General features: G+C 55.5%; 13 protein-coding genes. 8 read left to right on the plus strand and 5 right to left on the minus strand.

Translation table 11 applies throughout. The annotated features are described in order from the left end of the window. Window positions 1–36 precede the first annotated feature (36 nt). Window positions 37–1029 (minus strand): hypothetical protein, encoded by a 993-nt coding sequence (locus KORM41_RS14675; RefSeq protein ID WP_068149683.1) that lies wholly within the window; start codon window positions 1027–1029, stop codon window positions 37–39. Next, window positions 1026–2192, minus strand: coding sequence for a glycosyltransferase (locus KORM41_RS14680; RefSeq protein ID WP_082719959.1), 1167 nt, complete (start codon window positions 2190–2192; stop codon window positions 1026–1028). The genes KORM41_RS14675 and KORM41_RS14680 overlap by 4 nt, the downstream gene beginning before the upstream one ends. Window positions 2193–2313: 121 nt before the next feature. Here KORM41_RS14680 and rfbC point away from each other — a divergent pair, with 121 nt between their 5' ends. The 7 genes from rfbC to KORM41_RS14715 all read left to right on the plus strand — a co-directional run bounded on the left by rfbC (window position 2314) and on the right by KORM41_RS14715 (window position 12064). Beyond that, window positions 2314–2883 carry a dTDP-4-dehydrorhamnose 3,5-epimerase gene (gene rfbC / locus KORM41_RS14685; RefSeq protein ID WP_068149689.1) on the plus strand — a complete coding sequence of 190 codons (570 nt, stop codon included), beginning with the start codon at window positions 2314–2316 and terminating at the stop codon, window positions 2881–2883. A 12-nt stretch (window positions 2884–2895) separates the two neighbouring features. Continuing rightward, complete coding sequence (gene rfbB, locus KORM41_RS14690; protein WP_068149692.1) at window positions 2896–3951, plus strand: dTDP-glucose 4,6-dehydratase; 1056 nt, start codon at window positions 2896–2898, stop codon at window positions 3949–3951. A 4-nt stretch (window positions 3952–3955) separates the two neighbouring features. Beyond that, window positions 3956–4864 carry a dTDP-4-dehydrorhamnose reductase gene (gene rfbD, locus KORM41_RS14695; RefSeq protein ID WP_068149696.1) on the plus strand — a complete coding sequence of 303 codons (909 nt, stop codon included), beginning with the start codon at window positions 3956–3958 and terminating at the stop codon, window positions 4862–4864. 54 nt (window positions 4865–4918) lie between these two features. Next, window positions 4919–5800 carry a glucose-1-phosphate thymidylyltransferase RfbA gene (gene rfbA, locus KORM41_RS14700; RefSeq protein ID WP_068149699.1) on the plus strand — a complete coding sequence of 294 codons (882 nt, stop codon included), beginning with the start codon at window positions 4919–4921 and terminating at the stop codon, window positions 5798–5800. Window positions 5801–5830: 30 nt separating this feature from the next. Continuing rightward, window positions 5831–8197: a glycosyltransferase family 2 protein gene (locus tag KORM41_RS14705; RefSeq protein ID WP_068149702.1), complete on the plus strand. Its 2367-nt coding sequence runs from the start codon at window positions 5831–5833 to the stop codon at window positions 8195–8197. Between the two features lie 76 nt (window positions 8198–8273). Then, entirely contained in the window at window positions 8274–11210 is a 2937-nt protein-coding gene (locus KORM41_RS14710) for a rhamnosyltransferase WsaF family glycosyltransferase (protein WP_068149705.1), read from the plus strand. A 23-nt stretch (window positions 11211–11233) separates the two neighbouring features. After that, complete coding sequence (locus tag KORM41_RS14715; RefSeq protein WP_068149707.1) at window positions 11234–12064, plus strand: sulfotransferase family 2 domain-containing protein; 831 nt, start codon at window positions 11234–11236, stop codon at window positions 12062–12064. Between the two features lie 23 nt (window positions 12065–12087). On the opposite strand, the gene KORM41_RS14720 is transcribed toward KORM41_RS14715, so the two are convergent. After that, window positions 12088–12759: a sulfotransferase gene (locus tag KORM41_RS14720; RefSeq protein WP_068149712.1), complete on the minus strand. Its 672-nt coding sequence runs from the start codon at window positions 12757–12759 to the stop codon at window positions 12088–12090. A 189-nt stretch (window positions 12760–12948) separates the two neighbouring features. Between KORM41_RS14720 and KORM41_RS14725 the strand changes: the two genes are divergently transcribed. Beyond that, window positions 12949–13791 (plus strand): sulfotransferase family protein, encoded by an 843-nt coding sequence (locus tag KORM41_RS14725; RefSeq protein ID WP_082719960.1) that lies wholly within the window; start codon window positions 12949–12951, stop codon window positions 13789–13791. On the opposite strand, the gene KORM41_RS14730 is transcribed toward KORM41_RS14725, so the two are convergent. After that, a complete protein-coding gene (locus KORM41_RS14730; RefSeq protein ID WP_068149718.1) occupies window positions 13788–14468 on the minus strand; it encodes a PglD-related sugar-binding protein in 681 nt (226 codons plus the stop codon). The genes KORM41_RS14725 and KORM41_RS14730 overlap by 4 nt on opposite strands. Next, window positions 14461–15336, minus strand: coding sequence for an HpcH/HpaI aldolase/citrate lyase family protein (locus KORM41_RS14735; RefSeq protein ID WP_068149721.1), 876 nt, complete (start codon window positions 15334–15336; stop codon window positions 14461–14463). The genes KORM41_RS14730 and KORM41_RS14735 overlap by 8 nt, the downstream gene beginning before the upstream one ends.

A 15336-nucleotide genomic window follows, 5' to 3' on the forward strand; every position in this document is an offset into this window, starting at 1 on the left:
ATTTTATCTTTTAAATTCATATACTTAATCAATTGCCTATGGCGCAATGCAGGATTGTACGACCTGACCGCCTGGCGTTTCAAGGAAACTCGCGCCGGTGTCAAAAACAAGCCAGTCCCCAAGCCCTTGGGGCGCTGCCCGGAATGCTTCCCAATCCAGTTCCACCGTCAATTCTGGCGTCTGGCGCTTCACCATCACGGCGACCAGAAGGCGACCAAGCTGTTGATATCCTTGCGGAATTTTGATCCCACCACTGCCACCAACACGCAAGTCCCGCACCAGGCAGCGGGCTTCACGCCGAAGCGCTTTCCCAAGAGGTAGACTTGCAAGATTGGCTCTCAGGTGCGAACGGTCATAAAGGTACACATTCTGCCCCAAGGGCACTCCAGGGGCACAGTCATTGGGCCCAAAAGCCAGGATGCGTTCAGCATCATCGAGAGACTGCAGGCTTCTGGCGAACCGGGGATCGTGACTGAGGAAACAGATGCGCGCGAGAAGCGCACGGGCACGGGTGCGGTCCTGCACGCCAACCAAATCCTCCAGCAGGTGATGCATGGCGGACAGATCCCTGGACGCGACGACCTCATCGAACAAGTCAAGGCCTGGACGCATGGGGGCGCGCCCCAGCTTCAGCCGTCCATCAAGGGCCACCTGCTGGCCCCGCACTGCGCGCGAAAAGGACACTTCCGCGAACATGGCGCGCTTGGGGGGATCAAGCCACAGGCGCTGCACGCCCGCTTGGTCTGCCGGGTCTGCGAACAGGCGGTGTACGACCGGCTGCCTGAGAGCCACGCCCCGCATACCGCGGTAGCGGATTGTAACATCCACAGCGCCGCGCGCCATTTCCTGCTGGTCAGTAACAAAACTGATATCCAGATAACGCGGCCCGTTCTGCGGCAAAGCAAACAGGCGACGCACCGGCCGTTTCTTCAGCTTGATCTTCTGGTGCCCAAGCATGCCGAAGGCGGCAAGACGCGATGCGGCAAAATCCCGCCGGCCCAGCTCTCGATATCCCTGAAGCGCCGTCATGGCAAATCCTGCAAACGAGGCAAAAGCGCCTTAAAGAAACGATCAGAGATTTCTTCCGGACTATTAGCCGCCGCCCAGTTACTCAGCGTAACTGCTGTGTGACCTTCTGCTGCTTTCTCAAGCGCCTGCAGGCAGGCCTGATGGCAGCTATCCATATCGCCAGGCTCGAACGCCTGCACGCAATCTTCCGTACCCGGCAGCGACCGTGCCATCACATCCGGCACCACGGAAGGCCTGCCGAAGGTAGCTGCCGTTGCCATCACGCCGGAATTCAGCCCAATGGGATATGGACAAACAACAACATCCGCCGCCTTGAAAAATGTCTGAACAGACTGGTCGTCCACATGCGCCCTCAGGAGCCGCATGTCTGCGCGGCCTGACGTCAGCGCCAGTATTTCATCCATGAAGTCCGGCGCCCCTGGCGATCCTGCAACCAGCACCCTGCCCTTGCCTTCAAGCTTTTCCTGAAGCCTGTCAAAAGCCGCCAGGAACTGGCGCGTGCCCTTGTGTGGCCCCAGCGACCCAAACAGCAGGAACACCTTGTCATCCGGGTTCAGGTCCAGATCGAAACGGGCCTGGCGGGCGCAAATATAGTCGCCGTAAACGCCCTGGTACGAAGGGTGCGGCACGGAAACCAGCCTGGCGTCATCAAGGGTGTATTGCGGTGCGCATAAGTCTCGCGTCTGTGGGTTCATTACGTGAATCACATCGGCAATATCCGCCATGCCGGCGCGAAGTGCCTTTTCCTCATCCGGAAAGCGCGCGGCATGGGACAGGATATTATGGACGGTCCAAAGCAGGGTATGCCCGTCGTCCTTCTGGCGCTTCAACCTGTCCAGGAAATGATCCGTCGCCTTTTTTGCCTGACGGATGGTATCGCATTTGTCGAACACCCGGTGCAGCCAGTGGTAATGCATCACCAGCTTCAGATCATCCGGCAGGCCTTCTACCTCACCAAGGTCAGCCAGGGGAAAGCAGGCGAATCCATGGTTAAAGCCGCGCGCATATAGCATGCGCTGATAGGGATTTCGGCTGACGGGCGGAAAGAACGCGAGCAGCCTGGCTGCCTCACCACTGAAGCCAGCCGCCGCGAGCGCATCCATGCCGTCCGTGCATTCCTCGTAAAGAGACCGCCCCAATCCATGCTGCCTGATACCGCGCATATATGCCGCATTTCCCGATTATCGAAACTCTGCCTTTGCAAGGCCTTATCCTTTTAATATAAAGGCGACCATATTGATACCACATCTATTTTTGCCATTAGTGATTTGGCAAGGGGGCCAGATGAAAGTTGAAGAATTCCCGATCAAGGGGCTGTATGCCTTCACGCCGAAACAATTTGGCGACGGGCGCGGCTTCTTTTCCGAGACCTTCAATGCACGGGCTTTTGAAGAAGTGGTGCCTGGCATCACCTTTGTGCAGGACAATCATTCCCTTTCACGCGACCCGGGTGTGATCCGCGGCCTGCATTTTCAGAACCCACCCCATGCGCAGGGCAAGCTGGTGCGCGTCACCCGCGGCCGTGTGCTGGATGTAGCCGTGGATCTCCGCAAGGGATCCCCCACGTATGGGAGCCATGTGGCTGTGGAACTGAGCGCCGAGAACTGGAAACAATTCTGGGTACCCGCAGGTTTCGCCCACGGTTTCTGCACGCTCGAGCCGGACACAGAATTCCTTTATAAGGTGACCGACTATTACGCACCGGATTGCGACAGCGGCATCGCCTTTGACGACCCGGACCTAGGCATCGACTGGCCGTTTGATCGCGCAAGCGCCACCCTTTCCGGCAAGGATGCGGTTCTTCAGCCGTTCCGTGAATTCGATTCGCCCTTCACATATGACGACAAGGCATAAGGCAGCATTTCCATGAAAGTATTGGTAACAGGCGGCGCAGGTTTTATTGGTTCGGCGGTTTGCCGCTATCTGGTGGGCGAGCTGGGGCACACGGCGATCAATGTGGACAAGCTGACCTATGCGGGCAACCTTTCCACGCTCAAGGAAATTGAGGACAGCCCTAACTATCATTTCGAGAAAGTGGACATCTGTGACCGCGCAGCTTTGGATGACGTATTCAAGCGTCACAAGCCAGACGCTGTGATGCACCTGGCGGCGGAAAGCCATGTGGACCGGTCCATCACAGGCGCTGCAGACTTTATCCAGACCAATATCGTTGGCACTTTCCAGATGTTGGAGGCCGCGCGCGACCACTATGGGTCGCTGGATGACGCCGGCAAGAAAGCCTTCCGTTTCCTGCATGTATCGACAGATGAAGTTTATGGCTCGCTCGGCGCTGATGGCCTGTTTGAGGAAACCACGCCTTATGATCCGTCTTCGCCTTATTCAGCCTCCAAGGCATCGGCCGACCATCTGGCAAACGCCTGGTTTGAAACCTATGGTCTGCCGGTTGTGATTTCCAACTGTTCGAACAACTACGGACCTTACCACCTGCCTGAAAAGCTGATCCCGCTGATGATCCTGAACGCGCTGGACGGCAAACCATTGCCTGTCTATGGCGATGGCTCGAACGTGCGCGACTGGCTCTATGTGGATGACCACGCCAAGGCCCTGTTCACCATCATGACCACCGGACGGCTGGGCGAAAAATATAACGTGGGCGGCAGGAACGAGCGCACCAACCTGGAAGTAGTTGAGCGCATCTGCGATATTCTTGAAGAACTCCGCCCCAAGAACACGCCTTACAGCGAACAGATCACCTTCGTGACCGACCGCCCGGGCCATGATGCGCGCTATGCCATCGATGCCACCAAACTTGAGGACGAACTGGGCTGGAAGGCTGAAGAAAACTTCGAGAGCGGCATCAAGAAAACCATCCAGTGGTATCTTGATAACGAATGGTGGTGGGCGCCGCTTCGCGAGCACGCAGGCGAACGCAAGGGTGTGCTGGCTGCAAAGAAAGACTAAAGCTGTGGACCGTAAAGAACGCATATTTGTTATCGGCAGCGACGGACAGCTTGCCCTGTCGCTACTTGAGGCCGCATCGGCCCGTAACATAACGCTGGAGGCTTTCGGGCCGCCGTCGGTCGATCTGACAAATCCTTCTTCACTTGAAGCACCCATTCGAAACTTCAAGCCAACGGTGATCGTCAATGCCGCGGCCTACACGGCCGTGGATGCCGCGGAAGATAACGAAGACCTTGCCCGAAGCATCAACGCCACAGGACCGGAGGTTGCGGCACAAATCGCAGATGAGCTGGACATTCCTTTCATTCAGGTATCGACAGACTATGTTTTCGACGGAACCAAAAAGGACGCCTATGTCGAGGATGATCCGACCGGTCCTCAAGGCGCCTATGGCCGTACCAAACTTGAAGGTGAAGACCTGGTCCTGTCAGCAGCCAACAAGGCCATAGTTCTGCGCACTTCATGGGTCTACAGCCCGTTCGGGAAAAACTTCCTCAAGACCATGCTGATGCTCGCCAAGACGCGTGATGAGCTGGGCGTTGTCGCGGATCAGGTGGGCAACCCCACCTATGCCCCCGATATCGCGGAGGCTATTCTGGCGATTGTGGAACAAATTGCCCAAACCGGCTGGCGTGATGAGTTTCGCGGGGTGTTTCACCTTGCTGGGACCGGCACAGCCAGTTGGCATGAATTCGCGGAAGCGATTTTTGAGGCGGGTACAGCACATGGCCTGAAGCGCCCGCACGTGAAGGCGCTGACCACCGCAGACTATCCCACGCCTGCCAAGCGGCCAGCCAACTCGCGCCTCGACTGCAGCAAGCTGGCCGAGACATTTGGCGTACATCTGCCCTCGTGGGAGCAGAGCATGGTCATGTGCGTTAACAGGCTTTCCGAAGCCGGGGAACTGGGCTAGGCTCAGCGGGAAATACCCCGGCGCGGGGTAATGAGTAAAACACTGGGGGAAACCATGAAGGGTATCATTCTGGCAGGTGGCTTGGGCACACGCCTTTATCCAATCACCAAAGCTATCAGCAAGCAGCTGCTGCCGGTTTATGACAAGCCGATGATCTATTATCCGCTGACCACGCTGATGCTTTCTGGCATCCGCGAGATTCTGATCATCTCCAGCCCTGAACACTTGCCCCTATATAAAAGCCTTTTGGGCGATGGGTCGCAGTGGGGCATTGAGCTTCACTATGCCGAACAACCGGACCCAGGCGGGCTGGCCCAGGCCTTCCTGATTGGTGAAGACTTTGTGGGCGGGCAGCCATCCGCGCTGGCGCTGGGTGACAACATCTATTATGCCGCCGGTTTCTCCACTTACCTGAAGCAAGCAGGCAAAGTGGAAAAAGGCGCCTATGTGTTTGCCTACCCTGTGGGCAACCCGGAAGCCTTCGGTGTCGTGGAAATGAGCAAGGATGGCCGCGCGCTATCGATTGAGGAAAAGCCGGAAAACCCCAAAAGCAACCTGGCGGTTACGGGGCTTTACTTCTACGACAAGGATGTGGTGGATATCGCGAAATCCATCGAGCCTTCCGCCCGCGGCGAGCTGGAGATCACCAGCGTCAATGACGTGTACCTGCAGCGCGGGGACCTGAATGTTATCAAGCTGCAGCGCGGCACCGCCTGGCTTGACACCGGCACAGTGGACAGCCTGTTGCAGGCCAGCCATTTCGTGCAAACCATTGAAGCGCGCCAGGGCCTGAAAATCGCCTGCCCCGAAGAAGTGGCATGGCGTGGTGGCTTCATCACGGACGCGCAGCTTGAGGAAGTCGCCTCCGGCTACAAAAACAGTTACGGCACTTACCTAAAGGGTATCCTGAAATATGGTGCCGACGGCTATCTGTAGACCAGGGCCAACCTTTAACGGGAAACAATAATGGTGCGGCGCTGGTTCAAGAAAAAACCTGAGAAATGCAACAGGGAGGATGTGCGTTTCTTCCTTTTGCTGTGTAACGGCTGCGACCCGGACACCGACACAGACATTTCCCTGAGAGTGGGTGCCAGCCCCTTCACCCTGTGCAGAACATTGCTGTCCCTGGAGAGCTTTGGCCGAGATATTATCGAACCCCTGCTATTGGGCAGGCTTCCCGCTTTCTCGCCGTTCAGCACCGAACAACAGGCCACCCTGAAGCTGGGTTTCAAGCGTCACTTCGGCATATCGGCCGCTTCGCCAGAATTGGCGGACCGCCTTTCATGTATGCGGGTTGCAGTAAAAAGCGATCGCTTCCTGCGAGCCGTTGAGGGCTCAAGCATAGCCGTCTCTGGGTCATGGCTGCGCGAAAAGCTTGCAGACATTCCAGCCGCTCCAACCGCGACGCTTGTTGGTGCTGTTGAGAGCATCTCGGCTGGGCACGTGGCAGGATATGCCTTCAGCAAGGCAGATATCAACAAACGGCTGACCATCGAGATTTTTGTCAATGGTGAGTTCGTAGGAACCACCAGAACCGAAACGCAGCGCCGCGACATTCAGGAAGTTTTCGGGGGTGATGGCCTGTCGGGATTTCGTCTGGATTTTGACCTGCCCCAGCACCTTGCCAGTCAAGACAGCCTGAAGGTTCATGCGTTTGACTATGATAGCAAGGTCGCAATATGCAAGGGTCAGACGCTCCACAATTTCAGCGTACGGCACGAACACTATCTGAGCAGGCTGCTGGGAGAACTTGCCGCCATTCGCGCTAATCCTGAAGCAGGAACGGACTCTATCCTGTCCTGCCTGGATCGAATTGAGCAGCAACTGCCCAAGATAAAGCAGTTCGCAGCGCTTCCAATCGAAGACTACAGCCTTCATGCTCGTCTGTTCCGCCCCTCCACACAACCGCAATTGAACCAGCCCGCGCCAGTTGCCCTTGAAGTTGACCCGGCCGAAATTCAAGCACCAGTCGACGCCGATATCCTGGTATTTTCCGGGCCGGACGAAGAACTCGCCGATCATGCTGTGGAGCATATCAAGGCGGCTGCCCTTGCAGCCCCCGAGGCTGTCATATTTTTTGCCGACCATGACATCCGCACGCCGGCAGGGGATGTTGAAAACCCGACCTTCAAGGCAGCCTTTGACTATGACCTGTTGCTTGCCTGCCCGGGATATGCCGGTGCGTATGCCATCAAACGGGACGCTTTCGAAAAACTGGGGGGCTTTACCCTTGAAGCCGGTACAGCCATGCATCAAGACCTGTGGCTTCGCACGTATGAGGCATACGGGGCGCAAGGCTTTAGCCATGTCGACATGGTTCTGTGGCATCAGACACCGGGCCGATCTGCCCCGTCCATCACTGACTCCCAGGGTGTACTGGAACACCATTTCCGGCGGCTAAACATCCCTGCATTGGCCAGCCCCCATCAAGACCGCTGGGGCGGAGATGCAGCCGGGTTAATGCAGATCAATTGGCCAAAGGCTGAACCAACACCCAAACTGGCAGTGATCATTCCAACCCGGGATGCTTATGACCTTACAAGAAATTGCGTCGAAAGCCTGCATGCGACTCTCGCGTTCCCGGACCAGACCGAGATAATTGTGGTGGACAATGGCAGTACGGATGACGCCTTGCTGCAATGGCTGGATCGAGCCGATGCTGCTGGCGAAATCACCGTGATCCGGAGCGACATGGCTTTCAACTGGTCTGCTTTGAACAATCTTGCTGCCCGCCAGACCGATGCTGAATATCTGCTGTTCCTGAACAACGATACAGAAGCAACCGACGCGGGCTGGGACGCGGTTCTCAGGGGGCAATTGGCACGCGAAGGAGTTGGCACTGTTGGCGCCCGCCTGTTCTTCGAAGATGGCACAATCCAGTTCAGCGGCTATGTCTTTGAGCCAGACCGGATTGCGGTGAAGAAAAACTATGGCGAAAGCCCTCGAAGCGGCGGATACCTGCACCTTAGCCAACTTACCCATGAGTGTTCGGCCCTGATCGGCGCATTTCTCGCTTGCCGGCGGGCCACCTTTGACCAACTTGGCGGCTTCGATGAAGCTTTGGGTGTGGCTTTCAACGATATCGAATTTACAATTAGAACCAGTTCGCTGGGCCTGCGCAATCTCTACTGCCCTGAGATCAATTTCTACCACTATGAATCAAAGACACGCGGGTATGACGCAATGGACCCGGAAAAAAAGATGCGCGAGCAAAAAGAACGCGCGCTCCTGCTGGAGAAACATGGCGAGAAACTGGCGCGAGACCTTCATTATCCGAGAGCATTCATTTCTTGCGAACCCACATATACTCTGTTAGCACCTCCGAAAGAATAACCGATATTAACGTTGATCATTGGCCTGCAGGCGTCATCCAAATATTTCGCCTTCAATAGGATTTGCCGGTAGCGGAATGTTAAAGAAACTCAAATTCCTGCCTCGTACAGTAAAAGGCGATATCAAAGCGCTTCGAGAAACCGGTCTTTTCCAGGCTGACTGGTATGTCGCCACTTATGAAGATGTCGCAACATCCGGCTATTCGCCAATTGAGCATTTTGTTCGTGTTGGAGAAAAGAAGGGCTACAACCCAAACCCATATTTCGATCAGCTCTGGTACACGGGACGCTCACCTGCCGCAAGGCGATTTCCGGGCCCTGCCGCCGTCCACTATGCCAGGCACGCCTGGCGGAAAGACCGCAGTCCGTCCAAAGAGTTCTCGGTACCGCTTTATCTCAAATTCAATCCGGACGTAGCCAAGGCCAAGCGCGAACCCCTTCGGGAATTCCTTGAAGAAGGCCAGCAAAAAGGCCGTGTCGCCATGCCCCGCAGGTTCGAGCAGGAAAAATTCGCCGATATGGCGGCAGACATGGACCTGATCGCAAAGTCGGGACTGTTTTGCAGCGACTGGTACAAAAACTTCCACACTGATCTGTGGCACCAGCATCAGGACGCATTGATGCACTTCATGCTCCAGGGCGCAAAACAGGGCCGGAACCCCAACCCCTGTTTCCATACACGCTGGTATATGGACAATTACGGCGACCTTGTCGGCAAGGAAAACCCCCTGGCTTTCTATATTCGCAAGGGCGTGGCCATGGGCCATTGGCCCGCGCAGGACTTTTCGCCGGAAATCTACTTTGCTGAAAATGAGGACATTGAGCCGCAAAAGGTAGATCCGCTGTGGCATTATCTGAATGTCGGCATAAAGGAAAAGCGGCGTTACCCGGCACCGAGCGGTACCGTGGCGATCTCCGGCACGCAGGCCAAGGACACCAAACTGCCGCTGCCAAAACAATTGCGCAACATGGTGGATTTCGAGCGCCGCGCGCTGGCGCCAGAAAGCCTGGAGTTCAACTCCAGGGAAATGAACATCCATTGGGTGATCCCGGATTTTGCCGCCGGAGCAGGTGGCCATATGACCATCTTCCGCATGGCCCATTACCTGGAACTCAAGGGGCACAAGCAAACCATCTGGATCAACAATCCGACCATGCACGAAACGGCTGAAAGTGCCTATGACGACATCGTCAAACACTTCCAGCATTTTGCTGGTGAGGTACGCCTTCTGGATGACAGCTTCAAGGATGCCAAGGGCGATGCCATTATCGCCACCGATTGCTGGACAGTATGGCCAACGCTGACGCCCACAAACTTCAAACGGCGCTTCTACTTCGTGCAGGATTATGAACCCAGCTTCCACCCCATGGGGTCGTCTTACCTGGCCGCTGAAGCTACCTACCACGAGGACATGGACTGCATCTGCGCCGGGCCATGGCTGTCCGGCCTGATGCAGGAAAAGTATGGCCGCTGGGCAAGCCATTTCTGGCTGGCCGCCGACAAGAATATATACACACCGCCCACCGCGCCCCGGCAAAATGATGTGCCGCGCATCGCCTTTTACGCCCGCCATTTCACAGCCCGGCGAGCAGTTGAACTGGCGATGCTGGCGCTGGAAGAACTGGCGAAACGGGATGTTGCCTTCGAAGTTGATTTCTTTGGCGCCAAGCTAACATTCAGCTCGGCCCCCTTCCCGTTTGTCGACCACGGTGTGGCAACGCACCGTGAACTTGCCGGCATTTTCCAACGCGCGGATATTGGTGTGGTCTTTTCCGCTACCAACTATTCTCTGGTACCGCAGGAAATGATGGCCTGCGGCCTGCCGATCGTGGAACTGAAGGGGGAGAACACAAGCTGCATATTCCCGGATGCTACCGTGTCTCTGGCGGACCCCGATCCGGTGAAGATTGCAGACAGCATCGAAGCCCTGCTACGCGATGAAACCAAGCGCAAGGCACAAGCCGAAGCGGCACAGGAGTGGGTGACGCAATTCTCCTGGCCTGCGTCTGCTGACCTTGTTGAGGAAGCGCTGGTTGATCGCCTGCGCGAACACGGAACAGACACGGCCGACAGTGCCGCAAAAGATGCAGATACCGCCACCAAGGCGTCGGTGGTAATCCCAACCCTGAACGCAGGACCAATCCTGGACCGGGTGCTGGCTGCCACGTGTGCCCAGCGGGCACCCTGGCCATATGAAATTCTGGTCATTGACAGTGGCTCAACCGATGAAACGCTTGATATCGTCAGCCGTTATCCGGATGTGAAGCTGCACCAGATCGACAAGAAGGATTTCAACCACGGGGACACGCGTAACCTAGGGGTGGAACTGACGTCCGGCGAGTTTATCGCCTTTCTAACGCACGACGCCCTGCCCGCAAACGACCGCTGGCTGTTCAACCTTGTGACTTCAATTGAGCATTTCCCGAATGCTGCTGGCGCCTTTGGCAAACATTTGCCCTGGCCTGACGCCAGCCCCTTCACAAAACGAGACCTGAACGCGCATTTCGATATGCTGACAAGCCAGCCAATTTACCTGTCGCGCGACACAAACCGCTCCCGGTTCAGTGACAAGGACCCGCAATGGATGCAGCTTCTGCATTTCTACAGCGACAACAACAGCTGCATGCGCCGATCAGTTTGGAAAGATATCCCCTACAGGCGCACTAAGTTTGGCGAAGATCAGCTGTGGGCCTATGACATTATCGAAGCAGGCTACGGCAAAGTCTATGCGGCGCAGGCAGTTGTCTTCCACTCCCACGATTTCGGCCCGGAAGAGACTTATGAGCGCAACATGACGGAAAGCGCCTTCTTCAATCACTTTTTCGGCTATGAACTGATCAAGAATGAAAAGCATCTTGCGAAGACACTGGCCGCCATCAATAAGAACGACAGCCGCTGGGGTAAGGCCAACGGTGTGCCACAGGAAGCCATTGAGGAACGCCAACGCCTGAACGAAGCCAGGCTGAAGGGCTTTCTGGCCGGTGTCGAGGCAGACACCTCCACCATGTTTTAACGGCAGGATCTGAAAGTACCGCCATGTCCCGTCAAGCGTATGTCGACCACAAGAAAAAGCTTATTCTATTCTGGTCTCCGAAGGTGGCATGTACCAGCCTGGTGCATTGGTTCACCCATGGGGCGCTTGGGCTTGAGCCAGGCTATGTAAAAGAAAAAACACCCTACAAGGATGCCCGTGCCTGGTTGAAAGGCGAAGGCTATCATGTGGACCATGTTGTCGCCAAAAACATGATCGAACGGGGCGGTTACAAGTCTGTCGTGGTATCCCGTCACCCGGCGACGCGGGCGCTGAGCGCCTATATCAACAAATTTGTCCGCTACCAGAACCGCCAAATTGACGCGCCGATGAAGCTGGAGCATTTCTCCAAACAGGCCTACAAAACCTGGAAAGGCATCCCGCCACGCGCTGCCATCAAGAATTACGAAGGCCTCAGCTTTATCGAGTTCCTGACCCACATCCGCGACGACGTGGCCGAAGCCCGCGAGACAAAAGGCGAGCCGCAACTGAACAACCACTGGAACACCCAGGTTCCTTTCAGGTTCCTTGACTGGGACTTTAAGTATGACCATGCATTCCAGTTGGAGAGCTTCGGCAAGGCTATTGAATGGCTGAACAGGGAGTATGGCATGGCCGCCCCGGAGGCACGCACCAACGTGACCAAATATGGCACCGAGGCCAAGCCTGACGCAGCGCATTTGTCGTCAGTGGAACTGAGCCAACACGCAGAATGGCTGACCCCGGAAAACTTCCTGACAGATGAAGCCTTAGCCCTGGTCGCCGAAGCCTATGCCATCGATTATGACTATTTCGGTTATGACCCGAAGGACGTGAAAGCTGCGCCCAAAACCTGAACGGACTGGCAAACGCCTGAAGCCTAGTGCTTGAGGCGCCGTTCCGAAATTGCCTGCATTTTCTCAAGGTCAAACGGCTCACCCAGGAATTCAAAGAGGCCTTCGAACTGCTCGGGCTTGCCCGAATAGTCCTCATACCGCATCAGGTAGGACCGCTCAGGATGTTCTTCCGCGTAAGCCAGGAATTGACGGTCGTTCTTTTCCACCTCGCGCCGCACTTTTTCGGGTTCATAGTCTTTCCACCACCCTGACTGGGATACATCCTCCCACCGGCGCATGTTAAAAATGAACTTGGCGGGCTTGAAATGCTCAGCCATGAAATTCAGCAAATCGACAAACTCGATGGGGCCGGTTTCGTTGAAGCGAATTTCCTTGAAGCCCACCACGCGGGCATCCTTGGGTGGCTGGATAACTTCCTCAAGGAACACCTGCAGAAGTTTCTGCGCGTAACGGTCTGGGTTGAACTTGTCAGCGCCGAACCAGGGGCCGTGCTCCGGTATTTCACGGTAGCCATGCTCCTCAAGGGCACCCTTCACACGCTTGAAGCTGCGGAACAGGGGCAGGATGGCGTTATTGTTTTCACCACGGAAGAAGTAGCCGTCGATCGACTGAAGGACCGTCTGCAGTAGCGTCGAGCCCGAACGCCCGTATGTCACAACAAACACATATCCGTCTTTTGGCTGCCAACCTGCCATGGTTCTTTCCCCAACATCTAAGCTGGCGCCCTTATCGCGTATTTTGGCATGCCTGCCAAGGGCCTAATGTGCGCACGCCACCCGTCTCCCAAACAAGACCGGTGACGCATCAATCAACCAACGCGCGACAGTTGCACGAGGGGGCTATCGCTGCTAAGGAACCGGAAACAACAAGTCAGGTGACTGTTAATGGCATATATCTTCGTCGGTGGTTCCCAGCGTTCTGGCACGTCTCTTCTTGCGACATCGCTCTGTTCAGGCGAGGAAACCAATATGTATATTGGTGAATGCCGAAGCCTGCGACAATTATTGCTCGCGGTCCAATTTATGGAGCAGAATTTCGACGGCGAAAATGAACTCAGCTTCGGTTCAAAAGCCGCCATGAAGGAATATCACTCTACCATCATTCGCAGCTATTTGAGCCACACACTCGCGACAAATGCGCCCGCCACGTCTCTGGTTCTAAAGCAGCCGCACCTGACATTGTTGTTCCCAACCCTTTGGAACCTTGTGCCGGAAAGCAAGTTCGTCATAGCAATCCGGGACCCAAGAGACACAATTGCCTCCATGCTTGAAGTCGGTAAAAAGATGGCCGCGCAAGGACAAAATCATCCATTCAATACCCATTCAGTTCCTGAAATAGCCAAACATATGCGTGGTTTCTACAGCCAGGTCCTCCTCGCAAGCGACCTCAGCGAAGAATTCAAGGCAGCAACCAAATGGGTTAGATATGAAGAGTTGGTCTCACAGCCTGCTGTTGTGATGGAAGAATTACGCGCCTTTACCGGACTGAATCTGGTCGATTTTGACCCCGAGAGCCCAACCAAGAGAATTCACCCGACCCTGATGGCCGCCAGGACCAAGGACGAAGCACCGGTCCAGCCGTGGGTGTCTGATCTGATGCGCGGGGCCCCCATCACCACCAAACGCACAGGCTCCTATAAAGACCTGCTCACAAATGAGCAAATCAGTCAAATTGACGAATGTCTGGCGGAATTTATGGAACGCATAGGTTACGAGCCTGCAAATTAGGCGTCACCAGCGCTGTTCTTCCTGATCACACGCGCTGGGTTCCCAACCATAACGGAATAGGGCTCCACGGACTTCAGAATGACGCTGCCTGCGCCAATCATGGAACAATCGCCAATAGTGACAAATTCGCGCGTGGTCGAATTAGACCCCATATGAACGCCTGAACCAATTTCATTGCTGGCGCCCGCAACTGCATTGGTGGCGAAATGAGTGAAGGAGCCAACTGACGTATCATGGCCCACGAAACTGCCGACCATAAGGCAAACATGCGGGGCCAGCGTCACATCAGCCGACAAGGCTGCATGAGCGCACACAAGGCTGCCATAACCGATCTTGCAATAGCCTTCTGGCACTTCTGCCAGCGGGTGAATGAAAGTTGGGAAACGGTCTTCCGGAATTTCCAACGACCGCAACAGCTCCCATGTCCCGGCGGGGTTGGACATACCAAATATGGCAAAGAAAAAATCCACATCCGGCTGGTTCAGGAAGCCGGCATAATCCGCAATGCCGCCCAACACCGGAAACTGCTTGTTCTTGCCAACAAGGGTACCCTTTTCAAGCTTGTCATTCAGAAAGCCCAGGATTTCGTATTCGTAGAAGCGCTCGGCAATAGAGGCGGCAATCATTCCCGCGCCATTCCCGCCGAAGATAACCAGCTTACGTTTTGCGTCAGCCATTTTTCGGGCCCTTGTATCTTTCATATTTTTCGATCACGCGCTTCGCCTGCAGAACAATTGGGGGGCCAATGAACTTTTTATCCGCCATTTTTACCGGCGTGCCGTCGCTGGTGTCTTCACCCGCTTTCAGAATGGTAAGCGCCGCGTCATATTCCTCATCGGAAGGCGTCAGGATGTCATTGGCAATCTGCACCTGCTGGGGATTCAGGCAGAGCACACCATCAAGGCCATATTCCTTGGTCTTTGTGACAACTGTTTTGAAGCCATCATAGTCATGCACGGCGATATAGACTGTGTCGATTGCGATAATGCCTGCAGCCCGGCAGGCCAACAGCATGGAAAAGCGCGCATGGTCAATTACGTTGTAATAATGTGGGGATGCCACAGCGCCAAGTGCCGCCAACAGGTCTTCTGATCCAAGCGCCAAGCCCGTAACCCTTTCAGAGGCTCGGGCAATTTCATGCACATTGACAACGGAATCTGCGGTCTCGATAAGAGGCATCAATGCATAGGGCCGATCACAGCCCTTCCGCCGCTCAAACGAGGTCAGCATCTTTGCCACGGTCTCAACATCTTCGGCCCGGTAGGACTTTGGCACCATGAAGCCGTCAACGGCCGTACCGACGAAAAATTCAAGCTCGTCGAACATCAAGTTGGAATCGATATCATTGATGCGCACATAGACCTGGCTCTGGATATCCTGGCCAGACTCCTTGAGCAGGCGTGCGATATTTTCCCGGGCGTCTATCTTGCTTTGGCCGGCAGGAACAGAGTCTTCCAAGTCGAATACGATAATGTCCGGCGCCGTGGCTATGGCCTTGGCAAAATAGTTGTAGCGATGAGCCGGAACAAACAGAACACTGCGCAT

The organism is Kordiimonas lipolytica (assembly GCF_001550065.1).

Excerpts from the sequence above, each read along its gene's own strand:
- KORM41_RS14705 (WP_068149702.1), top strand. The coding sequence starts at position 5,831 with ATGGTGCGGCGCTGGTTCAAGAAAAAACCTGAGAAATGCAACAGGGAG.
- KORM41_RS14730 (WP_068149718.1), bottom strand. The coding sequence starts at position 14,468 with ATGGCTGACGCAAAACGTAAGCTGGTTATCTTCGGCGGGAATGGCGCG.
- KORM41_RS14675 (WP_068149683.1), bottom strand. The coding sequence starts at position 1,029 with ATGACGGCGCTTCAGGGATATCGAGAGCTGGGCCGGCGGGATTTTGCC.
- KORM41_RS14715 (WP_068149707.1), top strand. The coding sequence starts at position 11,234 with ATGTCCCGTCAAGCGTATGTCGACCACAAGAAAAAGCTTATTCTATTC.
- rfbC (WP_068149689.1), top strand. The coding sequence starts at position 2,314 with ATGAAAGTTGAAGAATTCCCGATCAAGGGGCTGTATGCCTTCACGCCG.
- KORM41_RS14735 (WP_068149721.1), bottom strand. The coding sequence starts at position 15,336 with ATGCGCAGTGTTCTGTTTGTTCCGGCTCATCGCTACAACTATTTTGCC.
- KORM41_RS14720 (WP_068149712.1), bottom strand. The coding sequence starts at position 12,759 with ATGGCAGGTTGGCAGCCAAAAGACGGATATGTGTTTGTTGTGACATAC.
- KORM41_RS14710 (WP_068149705.1), top strand. The coding sequence starts at position 8,274 with ATGTTAAAGAAACTCAAATTCCTGCCTCGTACAGTAAAAGGCGATATC.
- rfbB (WP_068149692.1), top strand. The coding sequence starts at position 2,896 with ATGAAAGTATTGGTAACAGGCGGCGCAGGTTTTATTGGTTCGGCGGTT.
- KORM41_RS14725 (WP_082719960.1), top strand. The coding sequence starts at position 12,949 with ATGGCATATATCTTCGTCGGTGGTTCCCAGCGTTCTGGCACGTCTCTT.
- rfbA (WP_068149699.1), top strand. The coding sequence starts at position 4,919 with ATGAAGGGTATCATTCTGGCAGGTGGCTTGGGCACACGCCTTTATCCA.
- KORM41_RS14680 (WP_082719959.1), bottom strand. The coding sequence starts at position 2,192 with ATGCGCGGTATCAGGCAGCATGGATTGGGGCGGTCTCTTTACGAGGAA.